Source organism: Janthinobacterium sp. GL_088 (genome assembly GCF_057837845.1).
On sequence record NZ_CM174453.1, the window covers coordinates 5,268,626 to 5,290,851 of the forward strand.

Here is a 22,226-nt window from a genome sequence, read left to right on the forward strand (position 1 = left end):
GATTCCATATTGGTTAATTGTTACTACTGGGTTGGAAGAGGCGCAGCCAGCGGCTGGCGCGATAAGGCATCTTACTAGCTAGGGCGGCGCAGATCAAATTTGATCCAGCGCAAGGGCACGGCAAACGGCGTGTCGCCAGGCCGCGACGGCCCCGCGAGGGCAGGCGCAAAGTGCCTTATAATCACGCTTTATCTCTACACTGATTCAGGAGCACAGATGGCCCGCACGATCCACTGCATCAAACTCAACAAGGAAGCCGAAGGACTGGATTTCCCGCCGTACCCGGGCGAACTGGGCAAGAAAATTTACGAATCCGTGTCGAAGGAAGCGTGGGCTGCCTGGCTCAAGCACCAGACCATGCTGGTCAATGAGAACCGGCTGAACCTGGCCGACGCGCGCGCCCGCAAATACCTGGCCACGCAGATGGAAAAACATTTCTTCGGCGATGGCGCCGATGCGGCCATGGGTTACGTGCCGCCAACGGAATAAGTGTTACCGCTTGCCCGTGACCACGTCACGGGCAGTTTCACCTTCGCTGCACCTGCGTTTCACGCCCTCCCCCGCCGTTTCACGGCACTGCCTCCCCGTTTCGTCGCACACCGCTCGCCGCCCACGCCGCCGGCTGGCACAGTACGTCCATCGACAACCTCATTCCAAGGCGGACACCATGTTGCAGCAAATCTTCAGCCACACTCCCCTCTACGTCTGGGCCATCCTGGGCTTTCTCGTGTACCGGGGCGTGCTGGCCAGCCGCGCACGCGAAGTGACTTTGCGCAAGCTGTGCATCATTCCCCTGGTCATGCTGGCCCTGTCGCTGAGCGGCGTACATGGCAGCTTCGGCCTGGCCGGTGTGGCGCCGTTCGCCTGGGCAGCAGGCGCCCTGGCCGGCGCGGTGCTGGCATGGTCGTTGACCAGGACAGACGCCATCGTGGCCATTCCCGCGCGGGGCAGCGTGCAGCGTCCCGGCAGCTGGGTACCGCTGGTCCTGATGATGAGCATTTTCTGCATGAAATATGCGGTCGCCGTGACCCTGGCCATCGCCCCGGCCTATGCCCAAGCGCCCGGCTTCAACGTGCCCGTCTGCCTCGCCTATGGCTGCTTCAGCGGCATCTTCCTCGGCGGCTTGCTGCGCACCGTGGCCGTGTACCGCCAGGCACATATGACAAGCGGCCCGCAAGGGGCCGCCGTGTAAGACAGGTGTGGAAGCCGGCAAGCACCGGCTATCACCTTAATATGCCAGAGTACGCACGCCTTCCGGCATGCCCAGCAGGCAGACATTCGCGCCGCGCACGGCGAACAGGCCGACGGCAATGACGCCGACGATCTGGTTGATCTGCTGTTCCAGCGCCACCGGGTCGGCGATCTGCAAGCCCAGCACGTCGATGATTTCGCCACCATTGTCGGTAATGAACGCTTCCGTGCTGCCGGCCTTCAGGCGCAAACGGGGCGTGCCGCCCAGCGCGGCCAGCTGGCGCGAGACGGCGGCGCGGGCCATCGGCACCACTTCCACCGGCAGCGGGAAGGCACCCAGGGTATCGACGAGCTTGGAGCCGTCGGCGATGCAGACGAACTGTTTCGCTACGGAAGCAACAATCTTTTCACGCGTCAATGCCGCGCCGCCGCCCTTGATCATGGCGCCGCTGGCCGTGATTTCATCGGCGCCGTCGATGTAGACGGCGATCGATTCAACATCGTTCAGGTCGAAGACGGGAATGCCATGGCCTGCCAGGCGCGCGGCCGTCGCTTCGGACGACGCGACCGTGCCCTTGATGCTGTCCTTGATCTTGGCCAGTTCATCGATGAAAAAGTTGGCGGTGGAACCGGTGCCGACACCGATGATTTCACCCTCCACCACATAGGCGATGGCGGCACGGGCTACGGCTTGTTTCAATTCGTCTTGGGTCATGGCATTCAGGCTAAAGTGAGGAATGGCGCTATTTTAACGGATTGCCAGCCTGGCCAACCGGCCATCATGACCGACGAGAAGACGCGATACAACAGCTAAACGGGAAAACATTGCCCTAGGGCAATTGCGCACCCAATTACACTCTATGCCCTCTAAAATATGCGAAAATGAAACGATACACCGATATGACGTTTCAGGAATAGCACATGACTCACAGTAAACAGGTACTTGTTGTCGATGACAGCCGGGTTTCACGTTTGATGTCGCATCAATTCATCCTCAGCAAACACGCCGACTGGCAAGTGATTGAGGCGACGACGGGTGAGGAAGCCCTGGAAAAAGTCAAGACCGTCACCCCTGTGCTGATACTACTGGATGTCAACATGCCCGGCATGGGCGGCATCGCGGCCGCGGAGCAATTGCGCGCGCTGTGCCCGCAGACGCACATCATTCTCGTCACGGCCAATGTGCAGAACGCCACCCGCAACCGCGCCAGCGAAATGAAAGTCGGCTTCATGGAAAAACCGATCACGGAAACGCGCATCCACCAGCTGATCGAATCACTGGGACTGTGAGCATGATCAATCTCTCCGAACTCGAGAACGACGCCCTGGTAGAGATATTCAACATCGGGGTGGGCCACGCGGCGGCGGCCATGAGCGAGATCGTGAATGAAGAAGTCACCATGTCGGTGCCGTCGATCACCTTCCTGAACCGTGCCGACGCGGCCGCCTTGCTGGGCAGCAAGAAGGATGGCGAACGCATCTGCGGCGTCAGCCAGCATTACGATGGCGCGTTTGCCACCGAAGCCATCCTGATGTTCCCGGAAGACAAGAGCCTGGAAATCGTGCGCCTGATGGTGGGCGACGCCATGCCGCTGCAGGAACTGACGGAGATGGAACAGGAGGCAATGAGCGAGATCGGCAACATCATCCTCAACTCCTGCGTGGGGACCCTGGCCAACCTGTTCGACAGCGAACTGCACGGTTCGCTGCCCCTGTACCACGTGGGCACCAGCGCGGAAATCCTGTCCTCGTTCGGCGGCCAGGATGACGAGGCCGTCGTGCTGATGCTGCATATCGACTTCGTGCTGTCCAAGCACCAGATCCATGGCTATGTGGCCTTCGTGCTCGACCTGTCCGCCCTGCACGACCTGAAACAGCAAGTCAGCCGCTACCTGGCCAAGGTGCTGGGACAGGCGTGACGATCATGCCGGATGCCTTGCACCGACTCGCCCTGCTCGAGAGCATACTCGGCGCCGTGAACCTGGGCGCCATCGTGCTCGATGAGGAGCACCGCATCGTACTGTGGAACCGCTGGATGGCGCGCCACTCGGCCCACCCGGCCGACGCCGTGCTGGGCCAGGATTTCTTCGCCGTCTTCCCGGAAATGCGGCACAAGCGCATCGATTCGGCCATCACCCAGGCCCTGCGCGACAATTTCCAGTCGCTGCTGTCGCAAACCCTGCACAAGGCGCCGTTTGCGCTGTACACGCATGGCGCGGCCACGGGCGGCAGCGATGGCGAGGAACGCATGCAGCAAGCCATCGCCGTCACGCCGATCAATTTACCCGGTTCGCCGCGCCACTGCCTGATCCAGATCAATGATGTCACCATCGCCGTGGGACGCGAGAAGCTGCTGCGCGAACAGACCATGGTCTTGCGCTCGCAAACCTTTTCCGACGGCTTGACGGGCATCGCCAACCGCCGCCACTTCGACGTGGCGATCGAGAAGGAAATGCGGCGCGCCATGCGCACCAGCAGCCCGCTGTCGCTGCTGATGATCGACATCGACCATTTCAAGGACTACAACGACCATTACGGCCACCAGCAAGGCGACGATTGCCTGATCCGCGTGGCGGCCGAACTGGCCGCCATGCTGCAGCGCCCGACCGACTTGCTGGCCCGCTATGGCGGCGAAGAGTTTGCCGCCATCCTGCCCGACACGGACGCGGCGCAGGCGCTGCGCATGGCCGAGGCGATCCGCCAGCATGCGGCGGACCTGCGCATTCCGCATGCCAAGACGGGCAATGAGGTCAAGCACATCACGGTCAGCATCGGCATCGCCACGCAGCAACCGCAGCAGCCGCTGGCCATCTCCGCCCTGATCGGCGCCGCCGACCGCGCCCTGTACCTGGCCAAGGGTGCCGGGCGCAACCGCGTGATGGTGCAGCCGCTATAAAAAAAGCAACACAAGGCAAAGGATTCCTGTAGACATCTTTACGGCGTGTGCGTAGACTCGTTACTGATTGCAGCAACAACAACAAGAATTTATCTGTGGTATCTATCCCTGCGCATGGCCCACCCATGCGGGACATGGCCAGGAGCGCTTGTGAATCTCGATCCTCCCCTCAGATCCGGCTTGCCGGGCGCCGGCATGGATACGACCATGGTGAACGGCATGCGCCTGCTGCTGTCGAGCGCCACCTTGCTGACCCTGTTCATCGACCCCGAAAGCGCCGGCAAGCTGACCAAGATCACCTGGCTGATCTTTTCCGCCTACACCATGCACAGCCTGCTGCTGTATGTGCTGGCCGTCCTGGGCCTTAGCTTGCCGGAAGATATACTGCTGTACTGGCTGGACGTGGCCTGGTATGCGCTGATCGTGTTTTCCACCAGCAGCCACAACAATTTATTCTTCCTGTTTTTTTTCTTTGCCATCCTCACCTCGTCGTTCCAGCGGGGCTTCGAGGAAGGCGCGCGCGTCACCCTGGCCTCAGCCGGCCTGTTTGCCGCCACCGCCCTGTTCGGCGAAACGGATGCGGAACTGTCGCGCCTGCTGCTGCGCACCACCTTCCTGCTGGCGCTCGGCTACATGATCGCCTACTGGGGTGGCTCGGCCATCACCCAGCGCAGCCACCTGGCGCTGCTGCGCGATGTCAGCCAGCTATCCAATCCCCGCTTCGGCGTCGACCAGACCATCACCTCGGTGCTGGAAAAGACCCGCAGTTATTTCAACGGCCGCAGTTGCCTGCTGATCATGCAGGACAAGGGCACGCGGGTCTGGTCGCTGCGCAGCGTGATTCATACTGGCACGGGCGTCGTGCATACGAGTTCGCTCCTCAGCGACGACGCGGCCAGCCCCCTGCTCGCTTTCCCCTATGACAAGATCGCCCTGTACAACCAGCCCGCCGGGCGCTGGCTGCCGTGGACCGGCGGCGCGCGCATGCTCGAACCCGACAGCGGGCGCTGGCTGCGGCATGACGACGCGGCAGGCGCCCGCCTGGCCGAACTGCTCGAGGCACACGCCTTCATCAGCGCGCCGCTGCCCTTGCGCAATGGCAAAGGCCGCATCTTCATCGTGTCCGCCACCAGCATGAGCAAGACGGACGCCCTGTTTCTCAGCCATATAGGCGCGCAGGCGTTTCCCGTCATTGAAAACATCGACCTGCTCGACCGCCTGGCGTCGCAGGCGGCCTCGCGCGAGCGCGAAAAGATCGCGCGCGACCTGCATGACACGGCGGTGCAGCCATATATCGGCTTGCGCCATGGCCTGGCCGCCCTGCGCAACGAAGCCACGCCGGGCAACCCGCTGCTGCCCGAACTGGAAAAACTGATCATCATGTCGGGCCAGGTGATCACCGACCTGCGCAGCTATGCGCGCACGTTCAAGAACGGCCAGGTGCAAAGCGAGCCGGAACTGCTGGTCGCGCTGCGCCGCCAGGCCACGCAGATCCGCGAATTCTATGGCATCGACATCGCCCTGCACATCGAAGGCGACCTGCACATCAACGACCGCCTGGCGGCCGAGGTGTTCCAGATCGTCAACGAAGGCATGAGCAATATCCGCAAGCATACGTCGGCGCGCCATGGCGCCGTCAAGCTGACCTGCGTGCAGGGCGCGCTGCACATCAGCATCGACAACGAATGCGCCGCCGCGCACGTCCCCGATTTCCTGCCCGACTCGCTGGCCGAGCGCGCCGCCGCCCTCGGCGGCACCGCCCGCGTCACGCATGGCATGCTGGGCAACACCTCCGTACAGATCGAGATCCCCATATGAATGACTTACGCCACATGCCACCGACCGGACATGTCATCAGCGTCATGCTGGTGGACGATCACAAGACCATGCTGTGGGGCCTGGAGCGGCTGATCGGCGGCGAGCACTCGGGCATGCGCGTGGTCGCCACGGCGTCCGACAGCGCCGAGGCGCTGGAGCAGGCGAAGGCACTGCAACCGGATGTGATCGTGCTGGACCTGGACCTGGGCGGCATCAGCTCGCTGGCCATCCTGCCCGCGCTGGCGCAGTGCGGCGGCACGCGCGTGCTGGTGCTGACGGCCAGCCACGACCAGGCCATCCTGGACCAGACGGTACTGAAAGGCGCGCGCGGCATCGTCAGCAAGGATGCGCCGGCGGAGATGGTCCTGAAGGCCATCGAAAAGGTCTACCAGGGCGAACTGTGGCTGGAACACGCGATGCTGGGACGCATGCTGACGCAGCTGACCCAGCCCGGCGGCGGCTCGGCGCAAGCCATCGCCGTCGCCAGCCTGACCCTCAAGGAAAGAAAGATCATCGCCGCGCTGGTGCACGGCAGCGGCACGCCGGCCAAGCTGCTGGCCGACCAGCTGTTTATCTCCGAACACACCTTGCGCAATCACCTGACGTCGATCTACCGCAAGCTGGGCGTGTACAACCGCCTGGAACTGTACGCCTACGCCACCAAGCACCAGCTGGGCCAATTGCCGCCCGGCGCCTGACGCCGCCATCCCCCTGCACGGCCACCGCACGGCCGCGCCCTTCCTCCCCGCCGCCCCCTTCGCCCGCCACCGGCGCGGCCTCGCCGCGCCCCTGCGCGCGCCAAACTCAAGCATGACAATTGTCACGAAAAAAACAAGCAGTTCCTCCCCGCAATAAAAGGATGTTCTTCTGATGTAGATCAAGGTGCCGACTTCTATAGTGGATTTACCGGAGTGCAAATCACCGCGCGGCCCACCACAACACGGAGCACAGCATGCGCTTTGACAAGTTTCTTCCGACAGCCCTGATCACCTATTTGCAGGGCAAGGAAAAGGCTGCGTTCTACCGCTATGCCCTGGTGGCGGCCCTCATGGCGGTGGTCTGCATCATCGGACTGCTGGCACTGGGCGAGAGCCCATGAGTACGCCAGGAAGCAACGCTGCCATGCCGTTTTACCCACCGCTGTACCTTAACCACCACCAGGAGTTGTCATGAACCTCATCAAAAACTTTATCCGCGAAGAAGATGGCGTCACCGCAATCGAATACGGCCTGATCGCCGCCCTGATTGCCGTCGTGATCATCGCTGCCGTCACCATCGTCGGCACGCAGCTGAAAAAAACCTTCAGCACCATCGGCACCAAGCTCACCTCCGCCAACACCGCTGCCGCCTGAACACGGTACTCCGGGCTGGCACGTCGCCAGTCCGGTTACCGCCAGGTCAACGCCACAGGCTCATTTCTCCTGCTCACCTATCAGAGGCCCATCGTGAAATCTCTCTTCAGCCGTTTATCCGACGAGTCCGCCGTCACGGCGATCGAGTACGCGCTGCTGGCGAGCCTGATCGCGGCAGTGCTGGTGATCACGATCACCCTGCTCGGTGACCAGGTCCGGCTGCTGTTTGTCTACGTCAAGGACCAAGTGGTCCTGGCCCTGTCATGAATACCCTGCGCGCCTCGCTGCGCACCCACCGCGCCCTGCTGCTGATCGTGCTGCTGTATGCCGCCGCGGCGGCACTGCTGGCCGGCGGCCTGCCCAGCGCCTCGGATACCCTCAACGTGCTGGCCGGCTTCCTCATGGCCATCCTCACGGGCCCCGTCTTCATCCTGTGCGGCTACACCATCCACGTCATGGTGGTGAAACGCCCGCACCGCCTGTGCCACTATCTGTACCACGATCTGCGCAGCTACCTGAGCAACGAGCGCCTGCTGCACGCGCTGCCGGCCATGCTGCTGATCCCCGTCTTCGCCTCCAGCTTCACCGTCTTCAAGGCCGCCATCCCCCGCCTGCATCCGTACACCTGGGATGCCAGCCTGTCCGCCTGGGACATCGCGCTGCATGGCGGCAAGGCCCCATGGGAAAGGCTGCAGCCGCTGCTGGGCCACCCGCTCGTCACGGGCCTGCTCAACTTCAGCTACCACTTCTGGTTCTTCCTGTTCTACGCCATCCTGTACTGGCTCATCCTCGACACGCGCCGCCCACTGCTCCGCATGCAGTTCCTGCTCAGCTTTGCGCTGACCTGGATCGCCCTGGGCAGCATACTGGCCGTGCTGTTTGCCTCGGTCGGCCCCTGCTACTACGGCCACCTGCACGCCAGCGACCCGTATGCGCCGCTGATGGCCTACCTGCATGACGCCAACCAGCACGTCCCTGTCTGGGCCCTGCAAGTGCAGGACATGCTGTGGCAAGGCTATCAAAGCAAGGGCGCGAACGGCGAACTGGGCATCTCCGCCATGCCCAGCATGCATGTGGCCACGGCCGTGCTGATGGCGATCATGGGCTGGAAAGTCAGCCGCGCCGCCGGACTCGCCCTGTCCGCCTTCGCCGTGCTGATCCTGCTTGGCTCCATCCACCTCGGTTGGCACTATGCGCTCGATGGTTATGTGGGTGCGGCCGGCGCGGCGCTGGTGTGGCAGCTGGTGGGACGGCTGCTGGGCAGCCAGGCCCCAGCCCCCAACATGCACATGGCCACGGCGCCCTGCATGAGCAAGGGAGGACTGACATCATGAGCGCCCGCCTGCCCATGCTGCTGTGCCTGGCCGTGCTGGCCACCCTGCTCGCTGCCGCGCTGTGGCACGACCTGCGCACGCGCCGCATCCCCAACCTGCTGGTGCTGTGGGGCACCTTGGCGGGACTGATCCTGAACAGCTTCGTGCCGTCCGGCGCCGGCCTGTTCGACGCCGCCTTCGGCGGCCTGGGACTGCTGCAGGCACTGGCCGGTGCCGCTGCCGGACTGGCCCTGCTGCTGCCCATGTACCTGCTGCGCGCCCTGGGCGCCGGCGACGTCAAATTGATGGCCATGTGCGGCGCCTTCCTCGGTCCCGATGCGGTGCTGGAAGCGGCCCTGCTGACCTTCCTGTGCGGCGGCGTGCTGGCCCTGGTCGCCGCGCTGGCAGGCCGCCGCCTGCGCCTGGTGCTGCGCAACACCTACCACATGATGCTGGGTGCGCTGCTGCACAGCCTTGCCGGCGGCGCCGCCACGATCGCCGAACCGCCGCCAGCCACAGGCAAGCTGGCCTACGCCTACGCCATTGCCAGCGGCACCGCGCTGCAGGTGTTCCTGCAATACAACCATCTGTGGAGCCTGCGCTGAAACGCGCCGCTCCGACGACCAGCCACCACAGGATCCGACCATGCACACTCTCGCCACCCTCTGCCACTCGCGCCACGCCAGCCTGTTCACCAGCATCGCAATGGCTTGCCTGTGGACGTTCTTCGCCAGTGCCCACGTGGTGGGCTACCTGCACGGCGGCGACTGGAGCTATTTGCTGTTCTGCGCCGCCGAAACCCTGGCTGCCCTGTTCTTCGTCGTGCGCTCGGCCCCCGTCAGCGTCTCCACCGATGCGGGCGACTGGCTGCTGGCCATCGGCGCCACCTTCGCGCCCTTCCTGCTGTCGCCCGCCGACATGGCCATCTGGCCCGGCGCGCGCTACCTGCTGGCCGTCGGCAGCCTGCTGCAGATCGCCGGCCTGCTGTCGCTGAACCGCAGCTTCGGCCTGGTGGCGGCGCAGCGCGAGATCAAGACGGGCGGTGCCTACCGCGTGGTGCGCCATCCGCTGTATGCCAGCTACCTGATTTCCCTGAGCGGCTACCTGCTGGCCAATACCTCGCCCGCGAATGGCGCCGTGTACGTGCTGGCCATGCTGATGCTGGTGGCGCGTTTGCTGCGCGAAGAACGCTTTCTGTCCACCGACGTGCGCTATCGCGTCTACATGCGCCAGGTGAAGTACCGCCTGCTGCCCTTCATTTTCTGATCACCGGCCACCCAAGCGAGGAGTATCCATCATGCCTGACACTTATCCAGAACGCAGCGACGGCGGCGGCATCGAGCCGGCGGCCCGGCGCGCGCCACGCACGGTCGAGGAAACGGGATTGCCCTTCCTGTTCCTGGTCGAACTGCTGGTCAAGATACTCTTCCTGCGCGGCCAGATCGGCCTGCCCGCCCTGTCGACGCACGTAAAACTGGGCGCCGGCGTGCTCGAACCGCTGCTCACCTTCATGCGCGCCGAAAAACTGTGCGAAGCGCGCCGCAACGGCGGCAACGGCACCGACGCCGACCTGTATTACCTGCTGGGCGACCAGGGCCGCCTGCGCGCCGCCGAATACATGCGCCGCAATGCCTACAGCGGTCCCGCCCCCGTCACCCTGGCCGACTACAGCAACCAGGTGCTGGCGCAAAGCGTGGCGGACATGCAGGTCACGCGCGACGACGTGCAGCGCCAGTTCCGCGACGTGGTGGCCAGTTCGGCCGTGCTCGACCAGCTGGGCGCGGCCATGAATTCCGGGCGCGCCCTGTTCTTCCACGGCCCCGCCGGCAGCGGCAAGAGCTACCTGGCCGAGCGCCTGAACGGCCTGCTCAGCGGCGCCATCGCCCTGCCTCATGCCGTGATGGTCGATGGCGAAGTGCTGCCCTTCCTCGACCCCATGCTGCACACCCTGTCGCGCGGCGGCGCCGTGCCATCCGACCCGCGCTGGGTGCGCGCCGAGCGCCCTGCGGTGCTGACGGGCGGCGAGCTGACACTCGACATGCTGGACCTGCAATTCGACCAGGGCACCCGCTTGTATCAGGCGCCGCCGCACCTGAAGGCCAACAACGGCATCTTCATCATCGACGACCTGGGGCGCCAGCGCTGCTCGCCCGTGGAGCTGATGAACCGCTGGATCGTGCCGATGGCGCGCCACATCGATTACCTGTCGCTGCACACGGGCTACAAATTCCCCGTGCCCTTCGACGTCATCGTCGTGTTCTCGTCGAACCTGGCGCCGCAGCACCTGGCCGACGACTCCTTCCTGCGCCGCATCGGCTACAAGATCCACGTGGGCCCCCTGAGCGCCTACCACTACCTGGCCGTGTTCCGCAGCACCTGCGCCCAGCTGGGCATCAACTTCGACGAAGCCTCCTACACCTACCTGCTGCACCTGCACAACCAGCACCAGCGGCCCTTGCTGGCCTGCTATCCGCGCGACATCCTGGCGCAGGTGTGCGACCAGGCGCGCTATGAAGACCACGCGGCGCAACTGAATCCGGAAGTGCTGCTGTGGGCATGGAAAAACTATTTCGGCAGCGATGACGACCTTGCAAGCACACATAACGGACCGGCAGCGGTCCAGCACAAAGGGGAAGCAAAATGAGAAACGCACGCGCACTGACGATGATGGCCATTGCGGTCATCCTGGCGTTCGCCGCGGTCATCGTGGCCGCGCGCTGGATCAATGCCCAAGCCTCGGGCAACATCAACAAGGTGGCCGTGGCCCAGGTCGACATCAGCCTGGGGGCGCGCCTCACGCCCGACATGGTGCGCATGGTGGACTGGCCATCGAACGCACTGCCGCCAGGGGCCATCAACGATCCGAAACTGCTGGAAACGCGCGTCACGCGCACCAGCATCCAGCACGGCGAACCGATCATGGAAGGCAAGCTGGCGCCTCCCGGCACGCAAGGCGGCCTGTCGGCCGTCGTCGCCGAGGGCAAGCGTGCCATGACCGTGCGCGTCAACGATGTGGTGGGCGTGGCCGGCTTCGCCCTGCCCGGCAACTTCGTCGACATCCTCGTCAACACCCAGGGCGAAGGGGCGCGCAAGACGCCGGACCGCGATCCGAATATTTCCAAGATCGTGCTCGAACGCATCCTCGTGCTGGCCATCGCCCAGGAATCGAGCCGCGACGACACCAAACCCAAGGTGGTCAACGCCGTGACCCTGGAGCTGACGCCGGAGCAGGCGGAAAAACTCGACCTGGCGCGCAGCGTGGGCACCCTGTCGCTGGTGCTGCGCAACCAGGTCGAGGACAAGCCCGTCAACACGGAAGGCGCCACCAAGTCCAGTTTGCTCGATGAAAAAGTCTCCATGGCAGCCCCCGCCGCCATGGTGCAAGCCAAGCCGCTCCCCCGCCGCCGTCCTGCAGCCGCAGCTGCGCCACAGGCCGGTCCCCGCGTCGATGTCATCAAGGGGCTGGAACGCAGCTCCCAACAATTCTAACCTGCACCAGAGGAGCCTAGCCATGAGTACATATCGCACAGCAAGCGGCATCCGGGGCCTGCACCTGGCGCTTGCCATCGCCGCCATCGGCGCCCTGGCGCCCCGGGCGCATGCCGAGCCAGTCGCCGCCACGGCCGCCACCGCCACCGCCGTTGCCGCCGAAGCGGGCACCGCCAGGAGCAGCCGGGCAGCCGTCCGTCCCAAGTCCACGCCGCCGCAAAGCGAATCGCGCGCCGGCCGCACCGAGATGGCGCCGCAAATGAGCCTGGCCGAAGGCAAGTCGACCCTGATGCGCCTGCCGTTCGCCGCCAGCCGCATGTCCGTCGGCGATCCGCGCATCGCCGACGTCATCCTGCTCAACCCCAACGAGGTGTACCTGCTGGGGCGCTCCGTCGGCACCACCAACCTGATCCTGTGGAACAAGAGCAATGACGCCACCATCATCGACCTGGCCGTCGGCATCGACAGCAGCAGCCTGCAGGCACGCATGGCCGAGCTGCTGCCGAACGAAAAGATCCACGTCACGGTAGCGGGCGACACCCTGATCCTGTCGGGCATGGTCAGCGATGTCGTCAAGGCCGACCAGGCCCTGTCGCTGGCCAACGCCTATGTGCAGCGCAGCAGCCGCAGCGGCGGTGCCTCCTCGGGCGCCGCGCCAGCCGCGGGCGCCGCCGCTCCAGCAGCGGCGCCCGATGCGGGCATGCCGCGCGTGATCAACCTGCTGTCGATCGCCGCGCCGCAACAGGTGATGCTGGAAGTGAAGGTGGCCGAAGTGTCGAAGGTGCTGGTCGACCAGCTGGGCGCCAGCCTGGGCATCAACAAGACCATCGGCAGCTGGTCATATTCGCTGCTGTCGAGCCTGCTCAGCAACAATCCCAGCGGCTTGAGCGGCGCCAGCAAGAACAACTTCTTCAACCTCGACGCGCAAAAACGCGATGGCCTGATCAAGGTGCTGGCCGAACCGAACATCATGGCCATCAGCGGCCAGGAGGCGAGCTTCCTGGCCGGCGGAAAAATCTTCATCCCCGTCAGCCAGACCAACAATGGCGGCGTGCCCACCATCACGCTGGAAGAGAAGGAGTTCGGCGTGGCCGTGAAATTCACGCCCACCGTGCTCGAAGGGGGACGCATCAACCTGAAGGTGGCGCCGGAAGTGTCGGACCTGAACAAGGACGGCATCGGCATCACCGCCACCGGCATCTCGGCCACGGCCGTCCTGCCTTCGTTTACGACGCGGCGCGCCACCACCACGGTGCAGCTGTTCGACGGCCAGAGCTTCGCCATCGGCGGCTTGATCAAGAACAACGTGACCAGCAATATCAAGGCCCTGCCAGGCCTGGGCGAAGTGCCCGTGCTGGGCGCCCTGTTCCGCAGCACGGACTTCCAGACGGACCGCTCGGAACTGGTCTTCATCATCACGCCGCACCTGGTCAAGCCGCTGCCGCCCGACTACAAGCTGCCCACCGACGGCTACATCCAGCCGACGCGCGGCGACATGTTCATGCAGGGAAAAATGGAAGGCAGCGCGCCGGCGCCCGCAGCGGCACAGGAACCAGCACCAGCGGCCCCCATGCCGCCGCAAGCGGCCGCGCCCCAGCCTGCCGCCGGCTTCGACCTCAAATAGGAGAACACCATGAAAACCGCACATCGCCTGCCTTGCGCCGCCCTGTTGTCTTTGCTGTCGCTGCTGGCCGGCTGCACCGCCACCACCACGCCCGTGCTCGATTCGCACTTCGGCGAATCGGTGGCCCTGCTCAAGGCCCAGCAGATCATGTACCCGGACGCCTACCGCAATGCCAACCCCGTCAGCGGCATCGACGGCAAGGCCGGCGCCAGCGCCTACCAGCGCTACCAGAAATCGTTCGCGGCGCCGGAACCGCAACCGAATGTCTTCACCATCGGCGTGGGCGGACGCCAGTAGGCGCCAGTCCCGCGATCCCCCCCCCCAGGCCACCAGGAGACAGCCATGAACACCGCATTTCGCAGGCACGACAAGCAGCAGGGCGCGATCGCCATCGTGCTGGGGCTGACCCTGGTGGTGCTGTTTGCCATGGGCGGTCTGGTGCTGGACCTGGGCCACCTGTACATCGCCAAGACGGAGCTGCAGAACGGCGCCGACAGCTCGGCGCTGGCAGGCGCCGTGGAACTCAATCAAAGCGCCACCGGCATCGACAATGCGCAGGCCAAGGCCATCTCCATCGCGCAAAAGAACCGCTACGATTTTTCCACCACGCTGACGCTGACGGCCGCCAACATCAGCTTCGGCCCCAGCCCGGATGGCCCCTGGTCGTCCGGCGCCAGCGCCCGCACCAGTCCCCAGGGCCAGACCTTCATCCGCGTCGACACGGGCAGCAAGACCTTCGCCACCTACCTGATGGGCATCGCCGGCATCGCCAGCACCAGCACCTCGGGCGTGGCGGTGGCGGGCCGCTTCGTCAACGACGTCACGCCGATCGGCGTGTGCGCCGTCGATCCGGCCAACAAGACGGCGCAATACACGTATCCGGCCGCGCCGGCCGGCACGGGCCTGACGGAACTGCTGGAATTCGGTTTCCGCCGCGGCGTCACCTACAACCTGTTCGGTCTCAATCCCCTGGGCGGCCCGTCCGATCCCTACCTGATCAACCCTGTCGACGCGCCCCCTGGCGCCTGCGACGCATCGCATGCCAGCGCCAATTCCACCGCGCCGTTCATGTGCACGGGCAGCAGCGCCGTCGTCAGCAGCGGCTCGGGCAAGGTCTACACGAACACGGGTTTGAGCGCCGGCAAGATCGCAGCGGCCCTCAATTCACGCTTCGACGATTACAGCGGGCCATCCGTGTGCGACCCCGCCACGGCGCCACCCGATACCAACATCAAGGAATATCCCTGCAAGGGCGGCTCATCGCCCTGCGTCGCCAGCGCCGCCAACTCGCCGCCCACCGGCTGGATGGAACCGGGCGCCAGCACCCTGCCCAGCCAGCAGTCGGTCAGTCTGTCCGGCAGCAAGCCGAACTACCGCCTGCCGCCGACCTTCACGACGCCCGTGACGGCGGCCCAGGCGCAGTTCGCCGGCTATGGCGTGCTGTGGTCCTACGGCCCTGCCTACCAAAGCAACGGAGCCACCCCGGCCAAGGCCGGCACGGCGTATAGCGTCGCGGACGCCAATGCCAACCCCATGTACAGCACGGCCAAGGCGACCTACTTCGACACGGCCAGCTACCCCGTCAGCCCCGGCGCAAGCTTTCCTGCCAGTACGCCGCCTTCGCCGTACAACCAGACCAGCGGCCCCACGTTCCAGGCGCCCTCGGCAGCCCATCCGGGCCGCAACAACCGGCGCATCCTCAACGTGGTGCTGGTCGACTGCCGCACGGCACCCGTGGGGCCGGCCTCGTGCGGCGCCATGGATGCTGTGGGCATCGGCAAATTCTTCATGACGATGAAGGCCGATTTCAGCGGCGGCGCGCGCCTCGACGTCGAGTTCGCGGGCCTGATCGAGCCCGTGCCGAATTCCGAAATCAAACTCTACAAGTGAGGCGGCCATGCGCATCCCCCTTTCCCCTCTCAGCCAGCGCGGCGGCGCCGCCGTCGAATTCGGCATCGTGCTGGCCCTGCTGGTCACCCTGCTGGCCGGCATCTTCGGCTTCGGCCGCGCCTTCTGGTACTACGACGCGCTGACCAAGGCGACGCGCGACGCGGCGCGCAACATGTCCGTCAAGGCCAAGGCCGGCATCGCCTCGCAGGGCGTGCCGGCGGCCAGGCAGACTGTGGTCGATGCGGCCCTCAGCGCCGGCATCAGCGACTTCACCACGGCCAACGTGACAGTGACTTGCCTGGACGCGAGCTTCAACGACAGCAGCTGCACCGATGGCACGGCGCCGGGCGGCATCCGCGTCGAAGTCGTCAACTACACGCTGTCGGTGGGCCAGTACCTGCCCTTCGTGATCGGCGCGGCCAGCAGCTATGCCACGCCGCTGTCGCCGCGCACCACCATGCGCTACATGCTGTAAGGAGAACGCCATGCGCCACCGCCTTCCACTTGCCCTCCGCACTGGCCGCCAGCGCGGCGCCGCCGCCGTCGAATTCGCCCTGGTGGCGCTGCTGTTTTTCACCCTGCTGTTCGGCATCCTCGAATTTGGCCGCATGCTATTCCTGTACAACACGGTGCAGGAAGTGAGCCGCCGCGCCGCGCGCGAAGCGGTGGTGCGCTGGATCGACCAGACCGACGCCATCAAGACGCTGGCCCTGTTCGGCGGCACGGCCCTGCCGGCCGCGCCGGAACTGACGGCCGCCAACATCACCATCCGCTACCTGAACAAGAGCGGCGCCGAAGTGACCCTGCCGCCGCTGGACCCGGGCGACAACCTGTCGGCCTGCGGCGACAACACGCGCACGGCCAGCTGCATCGACAGCGTGCGCGTATCGATCGACAACGTCAGCTATACGCCGATGGTCAGCCTGTTCGGTTTTCTCAATATCGCCGTGCCCGCCTCGGTGGTGGTCATGCACGCCGAAAGCCTGGGCTTCCAGATCAACTGAACGCCTTTACCGAACGCCTTTACCGGGGAGTACCACGTGAATATCGTCATCGTCTCGAAAAATGAAGTCCAGCTCAAGCGGCTCACCCGCTTGCTGCGCGAACGCAGCGCGGCCGACCGCGTCGCGCTGCTGGCGAGCATACCGGATGTCTTCGACAACGGCCTCACGCCGGACTTGCTGCTGCTGGAGCAGGAGCAGACGGGCGAGGCGGAGCTGGCACAGCTGGAACTGCTGGGCGGGCGCTATCCGAGCCTGGCCATCATCGTGCAGTGTCCGCAGCAAAGCCCGCAATTCCTGCTGCGCTCGATGCGCGCCGGCGTGCGCGAAGTGCTGCAGCCGGACGACGACGCGGCTCTGTGCGCCGCCTTGCGCCGCATCGAGGAAAAACTGCACAAGCAAGTCACGCGCAAGGGCCAGGTGCTGGCCTTCGTCTCGTGCAAGGGCGGCAGCGGCGCCACCTTCATCGCCGCCAACCTCGGCTACGCACTGGCCGCCGGCGAACAGCGCAAGGTGGCGCTGTTCGACCTGAACCTGCAGTTCGGCGATGCCGCCCTGTTCGTCTCGGACCACAAGCCGGCAACCACCCTGTCGCAACTGTCGCAGCAGATCGTGCGCCTCGACGCCTCGCTGCTCAGCGCCAGCATGATCCAGATCACGCCTGCCTACAGCGTGCTGGCCGCCGCCGACGATCCCGCCCATGCGGCCGACGTCGAGGCCGACCATATCGATCGGCTGCTGACGCTGGCGCGCAGCCAGTACGACTACATCGTGCTCGACGTGGGACGCGGCCTCGACCCCGTCAGCGTGCGTGCGCTGGACCGGGCCGACCTGATCTTCCCCGTGCTGCAGGCAACCTTGCCGTATGTGCGCGACGGCAAGCGCCTGCTCGACGTGTTCCGCGGCCTCGGCTACCGCGAAGACAAGATCCGCCTGATCCTGAACCGCTATGCCAGCAGCGACAACATCCGCGTGGCCGACCTGGAAGCGGCATATGGCAAGCACGTCTACAAATCCATCCCCAACCACTACGAGGCGGTGGCGGCCTCCGTCAGCCAGGGCGTGCCCATCCTCAAGCTGGCGTCGCACAATCCCGTCTCGCGCGCCCTGCAGGAACTGGCCGCCAGCCTGGCCGGCGAAACCCCGCCCGCCGCGCAAGGCTGGGTTTCGCGGCTACTGGCGCGCGCTTGATTCGCTACAGCGCGCTTGATTCCCTACAGCGCGCCTGATCCCCCACATTCACCGGAGACCGACCATGACTGCCGAAAAACTCACCCTGCGGGACCGCCTGGGCTATGCCCAGGATGACGCCAGCCTGAATGACGATGCCGCGCACCAGGGCGCATCGAGCCAGAGCTACCAGCAACTCAAGCACCGCACCCACCAGGCGCTGCTCGACCGCGTCGACCTGGAAGGCATGCAGCGCCTGTCGCGCGAGCAGATCCGCGAAGAGCTGAAAATCCTCGTCAGCGACGTGCTCACAGAAGACAATGTGGTGATCAACGAGCTGGAACGGCGCTCGCTGATCCGCGACATCCAGGACGAGGTGCTCGGCTTCGGCCCGCTCGAACCGCTGCTGGCCGATCCCGGCGTGTCCGATATCCTCGTCAACACCTATCGCCAGGTGTATGTCGAGCGCCATGGGCGCCTGGAGCTGAGCGACGTCTGCTTCACCGACGACGCCCACCTGATGAAGATCATCGACAAGATCGTCTCGCGCGTGGGCCGGCGCATCGACGAATCGAGCCCCATGGTCGATGCGCGCCTGCCCGACGGTTCGCGCGTCAACGCCATCATCCCGCCGCTGGCCATCGACGGCCCCGTGATGTCGATCCGCCGCTTCTCTGCCCAGCCCCTGCGCCTGGCCGACCTGATGCTCAAGCACAGCCTGACGGAGGAAATGAGCACCACCCTGCAGGCGCTGGGCAAGGCCAAGGTCAACATCCTGATCTCGGGCGGCACGGGCAGCGGCAAGACCACCATGCTCAATGCGATTTCCGGCTTCATCAGCACGGCCGAACGCATCGTCACCATCGAGGACGCGGCCGAACTGCAGATGCAGCAGCCGCACGTGGTGCGCCTGGAAACGCGGCCCGCGAACATCGAGGGCAAGGGCGAAGTGACGCAGCGGGCGCTGGTGCGCAACGCGCTGCGCATGCGCCCCGACCGCATCATCCTGGGCGAGGTACGCGGCGCCGAAGCGCTCGACATGCTGGGCGCCATGAACACGGGCCACGAAGGCTCGATGGCCACCATCCACGCGAACACCCCGCGCGACGCGCTGACGCGGCTGGAAAACATGATCAGCATGGCCTCGGCAGGCCTGCCCGTGAAAGCCATGCGCCAGCAGATCAGTTCCGCCATCAGCGTGGTGGTACAGGTGGCGCGCCTGACGGACGGCAAGCGCAAGATCATCTCGATCCAGGAAATCACGGGCATGGAAGGCGAGATGATCACCATGCAGGAAATCTTCACCTTCCGCCAGACGGGCATCGGCGAGGACGGCACGGTGCAGGGGCATTTCCATGCCAGCGGCGTGCGGCCGCATTTCCTGGAACGCCTGCGCGCCTTCGGCATCAGCCTGCCGGAAACCCTGTTCGATCCCGCCCGCCAGTACCATTAAGGGGAGCATCATGGACTATCTCTACTACGTATTCGCCATCCTCACCTTCATCGCCGTGGTGCTGCTGATCGAGGGACTGTACCTGGCGTGGAACACGTCGCGCGGTCCGGAAGCGGAACGGGTCGCGCGCCGCCTGCGCATTATGTCGGCCGGCGCGCATGGCGACGCGGGCAGTTCGATGATCAAGAAGCGCCTGCTGAGCGACACCCCGGCCCTGCAGCGCGTGCTGCTCAGCGTGCCCCGCGTGCATGCGCTCGACCGCCTGCTGGAACAGTCGGGCCTGAGCTGGAGCGTGGCCAGCTTCGCCGGCGTCATGCTGGCCTCGGCCGGCGCCGCGTTTTTGCTGCTCAGCTACTTCAGCGTGCCGTGGCTGCTGCGCCTGCCGCTGGTGGCCGGCGCGGCCCTGCTGCCGCTGCTGGTGGTCTTGCGCGCCAAGGCCAAGCGCCTGCAGCGCATCGAGCAGCAATTGCCCGATGCACTGGACCTGATGGCGCGCGCCCTGCGCGCCGGCCACGCCTTCCCCACGGCCCTGAAAATGGTCGGCGATGAAATGAACGCACCGCTGGCCGTGGAATTTCGCGCCACCTTCGACGAAGTCAATTTCGGCATCGCCATGCAGGACGCCCTGATGAACCTGGCCACGCGCGTGCCCAGCACGGACTTGCGCTACTTCGTCATCGCCGTGCTGATCCAGCGCGAAACGGGCGGCAACCTGGCCGAGCTGCTCGACAGCATCAGCCGCATCATCCGCGAGCGCATCAAGCTGCTGGGACAGGTGCGCGTGCTGTCGGCCGAAGGCCGGCTGTCGGCCTGGATCCTGTCGCTGCTGCCCTTCGGCGCGGCGGCCATGATCCACCTGACCAATCCGCAGTTCCTGGAAATGCTGTTCGTCGATCCGGGCGGACGCAAGATGCTGGTCGGCGCCCTGCTGATGATGGTATGCGGCGTCCTGGTCATGCGCAATATCATCCGCATCCGTGTCTGAGCCCGCAAGGAGAATCCTCATGAACCCCGTCCATTTCGCCTTTCTCGCCCTGCTCTTCATCGCCGTCTTCGGCAGCGTGCTGGTGGCCATGCGCAGCTTCGCCCCCGATCCCATGCGCCAGCGCATGGACAACGCCACCGGCAAGAGCGCGGCAGCGCCTGGCGCATCCGCGCCCAGCCCCTGGCTGGCGCGCATGGTGCGCCTGAGCGGCCCGCTGGCCAAACTGTCGCTGCCCGATCAGGGCTGGGAAGGCTCCGTGATGCGCCGGCGCTTCATGAATGCCGGCCTGCGCCAGGCGTCGGCGCCCATCCTGTTCTTTTCCGCCAAGACCATGCTGGCCATCGGCCTGCCCCTGCTGCTGTTCCTGGGACTGAGCGCCTCGGGCAGCCAGATGGCGGGCAAAGCTCTCCTGTTCTGGCTGCTGATCGTGGCCGCCATCGGCTACTACCTGCCCAATATTGTCCTGGCGCAAATGATCAAGCGGCGCCAGCGCGATATCTTTGAAAGCTTTCCCGATGCGCTGGACTTGATGACGGTGTGCGTGGAAGCGGGCCTGGCCATGGATGCGGCGCTGGCCAGGGTGGCGGCCGAGATCGCCCTGAAAAGCACCGTGCTGGCCGAAGAACTGCATCTGGTGATGCTGGAACTGCGCGCCGGCAACACCAAGGAACGGGCCCTGCGCAACCTGGCCCTGCGCACGGGCGTCGAGGATGTCGACGCGCTGGTGGCCATGCTGATCCAGGCCGAGCGCTTCGGCACCAGCATCGCCGCCTCGCTGCGCGTGCAGTCGGACCAGCTGCGCACCAAACGTCGCCAGATGGCCGAGGAAGAAGCGGCGAAGATCGCCCTCAAGCTGCTGTTCCCGCTGATCTTTTTCATCTTCCCGTCGCTGCTGGTCGTCCTGATGGGACCAGCCTTCCTGCAAATCTACCGCGTGCTCCTGCCCAGCATGGGCAGCGGCAACTGACCGGAGAACCGCCATGTCACAGCACACCACCCTGATGCTCATGCTCGCCTGCGCGGGCCTGCTGCCCGCCTGCGGCCACCTGCCCGGCCCCGCCAGCCAGGGCAGTCAAGGCAGCCATGTTGCGCCGCTCCAGACGCGCATCGATGACAGCCCCGCCACCCGCACCGCCGCGTTCTGCAAGCTGGGCAAGCGCCTGCAGGAAGTGGGCGACTCGCGCGCGGCGCTGGCGGCCTACCGCGAAGCCCTGCTGCTTGAGCCCGGTTCGGCCGATGCACGCAATGGCGCCGCCGTGCTGCACGCGCAACTGGGCCAGCTGGAAACGGCGCGCAGGATGCTGCAGGCGCTAGCGCAAGAAGCGCCGACGGCCAGGACCTACAACAACCTCGGCTACGTGCTGTACCTGCAGGGCGATTACGCGCAGGCGGCCAGCGTACTGCGCCAGTCGCTGCAGCTCGACAACGGCCAGCAGCCGGCGCGCGCCAACCTGGAGCTGGCCATCGCGGCGCTGGCGCGCAGCATAGTCACAGTCGATGCCACCGCGGACGCCATCGCGCCCGACCTCGCGCCGGCGCCCGTGCCAGCGGCGCCGGCCAGCCGCCTGCAGCTGACGCAATTGCAGCCGAATATCTTTGCGCTGAGCTGGCGCGATGGTCCCGTGGCGGCACGCGTCGCCTTGCCAGCCCCGGCAAAACCGGTGGCGCCGGCGACGGCGGCAGCGCTGCCACGGCTGGAAGTCATCAACGGCAATGGCACAACGGGGATGGCGGCGCGCATGCGCGGCATGTTGGGTGGCATGGGCATCAGCGTGCTGCGGCTGGGCAACCAGCGGCCATACATGGTCCAGGCCAGCAGCATCGTCTACCGGCCCGGCCATGCGCAGGCGGCAGCCACCCTGGCCCTGGCCTTGGGCGGCATGCCGCAGCTGCAGGCGGCAGACGACAGCGGCATCGGCGCGGGCGCCGACCTGCGTTTATTGCTGGGCAAGGATGCGGCGGCCAGCCTGCGCGCGCCAGACGTGCGCCTGGCATCGACTACGACACCGTGACGGAAGCATCAGCGCGGCAGCAAGCGGCGGTC

The 22,226-nt window shown here is 65.6% G+C and carries 26 protein-coding genes; 25 read left to right on the forward strand and 1 reads right to left on the reverse strand.

Annotated elements, in window-relative coordinates:
- The first annotated feature begins 216 nt into the window (after positions 1 to 216).
- Together AC3IQ7_RS23430 and AC3IQ7_RS23435 are read left to right on the forward strand one after the other, a co-directional pair.
- On the forward strand, positions 217 to 489 hold the full coding sequence (locus AC3IQ7_RS23430) for an oxidative damage protection protein (RefSeq protein WP_034750797.1): 273 nt from the start codon (positions 217 to 219) through the stop codon (positions 487 to 489).
- 178 nt (positions 490 to 667) lie between these two features.
- Positions 668 to 1,192, forward strand: coding sequence for a DUF6622 family protein (locus tag AC3IQ7_RS23435; protein WP_099379058.1), 525 nt, complete (start codon positions 668 to 670; stop codon positions 1,190 to 1,192).
- 36 nt (positions 1,193 to 1,228) lie between these two features.
- On the opposite strand, the gene rpiA is transcribed toward AC3IQ7_RS23435, so the two are convergent.
- Positions 1,229 to 1,906 carry a ribose-5-phosphate isomerase RpiA gene (gene rpiA, locus AC3IQ7_RS23440; protein ID WP_099379057.1) on the reverse strand — a complete coding sequence of 226 codons (678 nt, stop codon included), beginning with the start codon at positions 1,904 to 1,906 and terminating at the stop codon, positions 1,229 to 1,231.
- Positions 1,907 to 2,112: 206 nt separating this feature from the next.
- Here rpiA and AC3IQ7_RS23445 point away from each other — a divergent pair, with 206 nt between their 5' ends.
- From AC3IQ7_RS23445 to AC3IQ7_RS23555, 23 genes are all read left to right on the forward strand, one after another.
- Positions 2,113 to 2,481, forward strand: coding sequence for a response regulator (locus AC3IQ7_RS23445; protein ID WP_099379056.1), 369 nt, complete (start codon positions 2,113 to 2,115; stop codon positions 2,479 to 2,481).
- Positions 2,482 to 2,483: 2 nt separating this feature from the next.
- Positions 2,484 to 3,110, forward strand: a complete 627-nt coding sequence (locus AC3IQ7_RS23450; protein ID WP_099379055.1) for a chemotaxis protein CheC — start codon at positions 2,484 to 2,486, stop codon at positions 3,108 to 3,110.
- Positions 3,107 to 4,087, forward strand: coding sequence for a diguanylate cyclase (locus AC3IQ7_RS23455; RefSeq protein WP_489207454.1), 981 nt, complete (start codon positions 3,107 to 3,109; stop codon positions 4,085 to 4,087). The genes AC3IQ7_RS23450 and AC3IQ7_RS23455 overlap by 4 nt, the downstream gene beginning before the upstream one ends.
- A gap of 150 nt (positions 4,088 to 4,237) precedes the next feature.
- Entirely contained in the window at positions 4,238 to 5,905 is a 1,668-nt protein-coding gene (locus AC3IQ7_RS23460) for a sensor histidine kinase (RefSeq protein WP_158301273.1), read from the forward strand.
- Positions 5,902 to 6,603 (forward strand): response regulator, encoded by a 702-nt coding sequence (locus tag AC3IQ7_RS23465; protein WP_233516218.1) that lies wholly within the window; start codon positions 5,902 to 5,904, stop codon positions 6,601 to 6,603. The genes AC3IQ7_RS23460 and AC3IQ7_RS23465 overlap by 4 nt, the downstream gene beginning before the upstream one ends.
- Before the next feature lie 254 nt (positions 6,604 to 6,857).
- Positions 6,858 to 7,004 (forward strand): hypothetical protein, encoded by a 147-nt coding sequence (locus AC3IQ7_RS23470; protein WP_158300249.1) that lies wholly within the window; start codon positions 6,858 to 6,860, stop codon positions 7,002 to 7,004.
- A 70-nt stretch (positions 7,005 to 7,074) separates the two neighbouring features.
- Complete coding sequence (locus AC3IQ7_RS23475; RefSeq protein ID WP_035821247.1) at positions 7,075 to 7,257, forward strand: Flp family type IVb pilin; 183 nt, start codon at positions 7,075 to 7,077, stop codon at positions 7,255 to 7,257.
- A gap of 93 nt (positions 7,258 to 7,350) precedes the next feature.
- Positions 7,351 to 7,524: a Flp family type IVb pilin gene (locus AC3IQ7_RS23480; protein ID WP_081922552.1), complete on the forward strand. Its 174-nt coding sequence runs from the start codon at positions 7,351 to 7,353 to the stop codon at positions 7,522 to 7,524.
- Positions 7,521 to 8,591: a phosphatase PAP2 family protein gene (locus AC3IQ7_RS23485; protein WP_489207455.1), complete on the forward strand. Its 1,071-nt coding sequence runs from the start codon at positions 7,521 to 7,523 to the stop codon at positions 8,589 to 8,591. The genes AC3IQ7_RS23480 and AC3IQ7_RS23485 overlap by 4 nt, the downstream gene beginning before the upstream one ends.
- The gene (locus AC3IQ7_RS23490; protein ID WP_489207456.1) at positions 8,588 to 9,175 is read left to right on the forward strand and encodes a prepilin peptidase; all 588 of its coding nucleotides are present in this window, start codon (positions 8,588 to 8,590) and stop codon (positions 9,173 to 9,175) included. Before AC3IQ7_RS23485 ends, AC3IQ7_RS23490 begins: the two co-directional genes overlap by 4 nt.
- A gap of 40 nt (positions 9,176 to 9,215) precedes the next feature.
- Positions 9,216 to 9,836: a methyltransferase family protein gene (locus AC3IQ7_RS23495; RefSeq protein WP_099379051.1), complete on the forward strand. Its 621-nt coding sequence runs from the start codon at positions 9,216 to 9,218 to the stop codon at positions 9,834 to 9,836.
- 31 nt (positions 9,837 to 9,867) lie between these two features.
- The gene (locus tag AC3IQ7_RS23500; RefSeq protein ID WP_199534438.1) at positions 9,868 to 11,214 is read left to right on the forward strand and encodes a DUF8689 domain-containing protein; all 1,347 of its coding nucleotides are present in this window, start codon (positions 9,868 to 9,870) and stop codon (positions 11,212 to 11,214) included.
- The gene (gene cpaB, locus AC3IQ7_RS23505; protein WP_489207457.1) at positions 11,211 to 12,059 is read left to right on the forward strand and encodes a Flp pilus assembly protein CpaB; all 849 of its coding nucleotides are present in this window, start codon (positions 11,211 to 11,213) and stop codon (positions 12,057 to 12,059) included. The genes AC3IQ7_RS23500 and cpaB overlap by 4 nt, the downstream gene beginning before the upstream one ends.
- A gap of 22 nt (positions 12,060 to 12,081) precedes the next feature.
- On the forward strand, positions 12,082 to 13,683 hold the full coding sequence (locus AC3IQ7_RS23510) for a type II and III secretion system protein family protein (RefSeq protein WP_099379050.1): 1,602 nt from the start codon (positions 12,082 to 12,084) through the stop codon (positions 13,681 to 13,683).
- A gap of 9 nt (positions 13,684 to 13,692) precedes the next feature.
- Entirely contained in the window at positions 13,693 to 13,980 is a 288-nt protein-coding gene (locus tag AC3IQ7_RS23515) for a hypothetical protein (protein ID WP_035821256.1), read from the forward strand.
- A gap of 45 nt (positions 13,981 to 14,025) precedes the next feature.
- Positions 14,026 to 15,573 (forward strand): Tad domain-containing protein, encoded by a 1,548-nt coding sequence (locus AC3IQ7_RS23520; RefSeq protein WP_322428362.1) that lies wholly within the window; start codon positions 14,026 to 14,028, stop codon positions 15,571 to 15,573.
- A gap of 7 nt (positions 15,574 to 15,580) precedes the next feature.
- Positions 15,581 to 16,048, forward strand: coding sequence for a TadE/TadG family type IV pilus assembly protein (locus tag AC3IQ7_RS23525; RefSeq protein ID WP_099379048.1), 468 nt, complete (start codon positions 15,581 to 15,583; stop codon positions 16,046 to 16,048).
- A 10-nt stretch (positions 16,049 to 16,058) separates the two neighbouring features.
- Entirely contained in the window at positions 16,059 to 16,577 is a 519-nt protein-coding gene (locus AC3IQ7_RS23530; protein ID WP_099379047.1) for a TadE/TadG family type IV pilus assembly protein, read from the forward strand.
- Positions 16,578 to 16,613: 36 nt separating this feature from the next.
- Positions 16,614 to 17,765 carry a CpaE/TadZ family protein gene (locus AC3IQ7_RS23535; RefSeq protein ID WP_099379046.1) on the forward strand — a complete coding sequence of 384 codons (1,152 nt, stop codon included), beginning with the start codon at positions 16,614 to 16,616 and terminating at the stop codon, positions 17,763 to 17,765.
- 64 nt (positions 17,766 to 17,829) lie between these two features.
- Entirely contained in the window at positions 17,830 to 19,197 is a 1,368-nt protein-coding gene (locus AC3IQ7_RS23540; RefSeq protein WP_099379045.1) for a TadA family conjugal transfer-associated ATPase, read from the forward strand.
- 10 nt (positions 19,198 to 19,207) lie between these two features.
- Positions 19,208 to 20,182, forward strand: a complete 975-nt coding sequence (locus tag AC3IQ7_RS23545) for a type II secretion system F family protein (protein ID WP_099379044.1) — start codon at positions 19,208 to 19,210, stop codon at positions 20,180 to 20,182.
- A 19-nt stretch (positions 20,183 to 20,201) separates the two neighbouring features.
- Entirely contained in the window at positions 20,202 to 21,149 is a 948-nt protein-coding gene (locus AC3IQ7_RS23550; RefSeq protein WP_099379043.1) for a type II secretion system F family protein, read from the forward strand.
- A gap of 13 nt (positions 21,150 to 21,162) precedes the next feature.
- Positions 21,163 to 22,194, forward strand: coding sequence for a LytR C-terminal domain-containing protein (locus tag AC3IQ7_RS23555; RefSeq protein ID WP_489207458.1), 1,032 nt, complete (start codon positions 21,163 to 21,165; stop codon positions 22,192 to 22,194).
- The last annotated feature ends 32 nt before the right edge of the window (positions 22,195 to 22,226 follow it).

Excerpts from the sequence above, each read along its gene's own strand:
- AC3IQ7_RS23430 (WP_034750797.1), top strand. The coding sequence starts at position 217 with ATGGCCCGCACGATCCACTGCATCAAACTCAACAAGGAAGCCGAAGGA.
- AC3IQ7_RS23435 (WP_099379058.1), top strand. The coding sequence starts at position 668 with ATGTTGCAGCAAATCTTCAGCCACACTCCCCTCTACGTCTGGGCCATC.
- rpiA (WP_099379057.1), bottom strand. The coding sequence starts at position 1,906 with ATGACCCAAGACGAATTGAAACAAGCCGTAGCCCGTGCCGCCATCGCC.
- AC3IQ7_RS23445 (WP_099379056.1), top strand. The coding sequence starts at position 2,113 with ATGACTCACAGTAAACAGGTACTTGTTGTCGATGACAGCCGGGTTTCA.
- AC3IQ7_RS23450 (WP_099379055.1), top strand. The coding sequence starts at position 2,484 with ATGATCAATCTCTCCGAACTCGAGAACGACGCCCTGGTAGAGATATTC.
- AC3IQ7_RS23465 (WP_233516218.1), top strand. The coding sequence starts at position 5,902 with ATGAATGACTTACGCCACATGCCACCGACCGGACATGTCATCAGCGTC.
- AC3IQ7_RS23470 (WP_158300249.1), top strand. The coding sequence starts at position 6,858 with ATGCGCTTTGACAAGTTTCTTCCGACAGCCCTGATCACCTATTTGCAG.
- AC3IQ7_RS23475 (WP_035821247.1), top strand. The coding sequence starts at position 7,075 with ATGAACCTCATCAAAAACTTTATCCGCGAAGAAGATGGCGTCACCGCA.
- AC3IQ7_RS23485 (WP_489207455.1), top strand. The coding sequence starts at position 7,521 with ATGAATACCCTGCGCGCCTCGCTGCGCACCCACCGCGCCCTGCTGCTG.
- AC3IQ7_RS23490 (WP_489207456.1), top strand. The coding sequence starts at position 8,588 with ATGAGCGCCCGCCTGCCCATGCTGCTGTGCCTGGCCGTGCTGGCCACC.
- AC3IQ7_RS23495 (WP_099379051.1), top strand. The coding sequence starts at position 9,216 with ATGCACACTCTCGCCACCCTCTGCCACTCGCGCCACGCCAGCCTGTTC.
- AC3IQ7_RS23500 (WP_199534438.1), top strand. The coding sequence starts at position 9,868 with ATGCCTGACACTTATCCAGAACGCAGCGACGGCGGCGGCATCGAGCCG.
- cpaB (WP_489207457.1), top strand. The coding sequence starts at position 11,211 with ATGAGAAACGCACGCGCACTGACGATGATGGCCATTGCGGTCATCCTG.
- AC3IQ7_RS23510 (WP_099379050.1), top strand. The coding sequence starts at position 12,082 with ATGAGTACATATCGCACAGCAAGCGGCATCCGGGGCCTGCACCTGGCG.
- AC3IQ7_RS23515 (WP_035821256.1), top strand. The coding sequence starts at position 13,693 with ATGAAAACCGCACATCGCCTGCCTTGCGCCGCCCTGTTGTCTTTGCTG.
- AC3IQ7_RS23520 (WP_322428362.1), top strand. The coding sequence starts at position 14,026 with ATGAACACCGCATTTCGCAGGCACGACAAGCAGCAGGGCGCGATCGCC.
- AC3IQ7_RS23525 (WP_099379048.1), top strand. The coding sequence starts at position 15,581 with ATGCGCATCCCCCTTTCCCCTCTCAGCCAGCGCGGCGGCGCCGCCGTC.
- AC3IQ7_RS23530 (WP_099379047.1), top strand. The coding sequence starts at position 16,059 with ATGCGCCACCGCCTTCCACTTGCCCTCCGCACTGGCCGCCAGCGCGGC.
- AC3IQ7_RS23540 (WP_099379045.1), top strand. The coding sequence starts at position 17,830 with ATGACTGCCGAAAAACTCACCCTGCGGGACCGCCTGGGCTATGCCCAG.
- AC3IQ7_RS23545 (WP_099379044.1), top strand. The coding sequence starts at position 19,208 with ATGGACTATCTCTACTACGTATTCGCCATCCTCACCTTCATCGCCGTG.
- AC3IQ7_RS23550 (WP_099379043.1), top strand. The coding sequence starts at position 20,202 with ATGAACCCCGTCCATTTCGCCTTTCTCGCCCTGCTCTTCATCGCCGTC.
- AC3IQ7_RS23555 (WP_489207458.1), top strand. The coding sequence starts at position 21,163 with ATGTCACAGCACACCACCCTGATGCTCATGCTCGCCTGCGCGGGCCTG.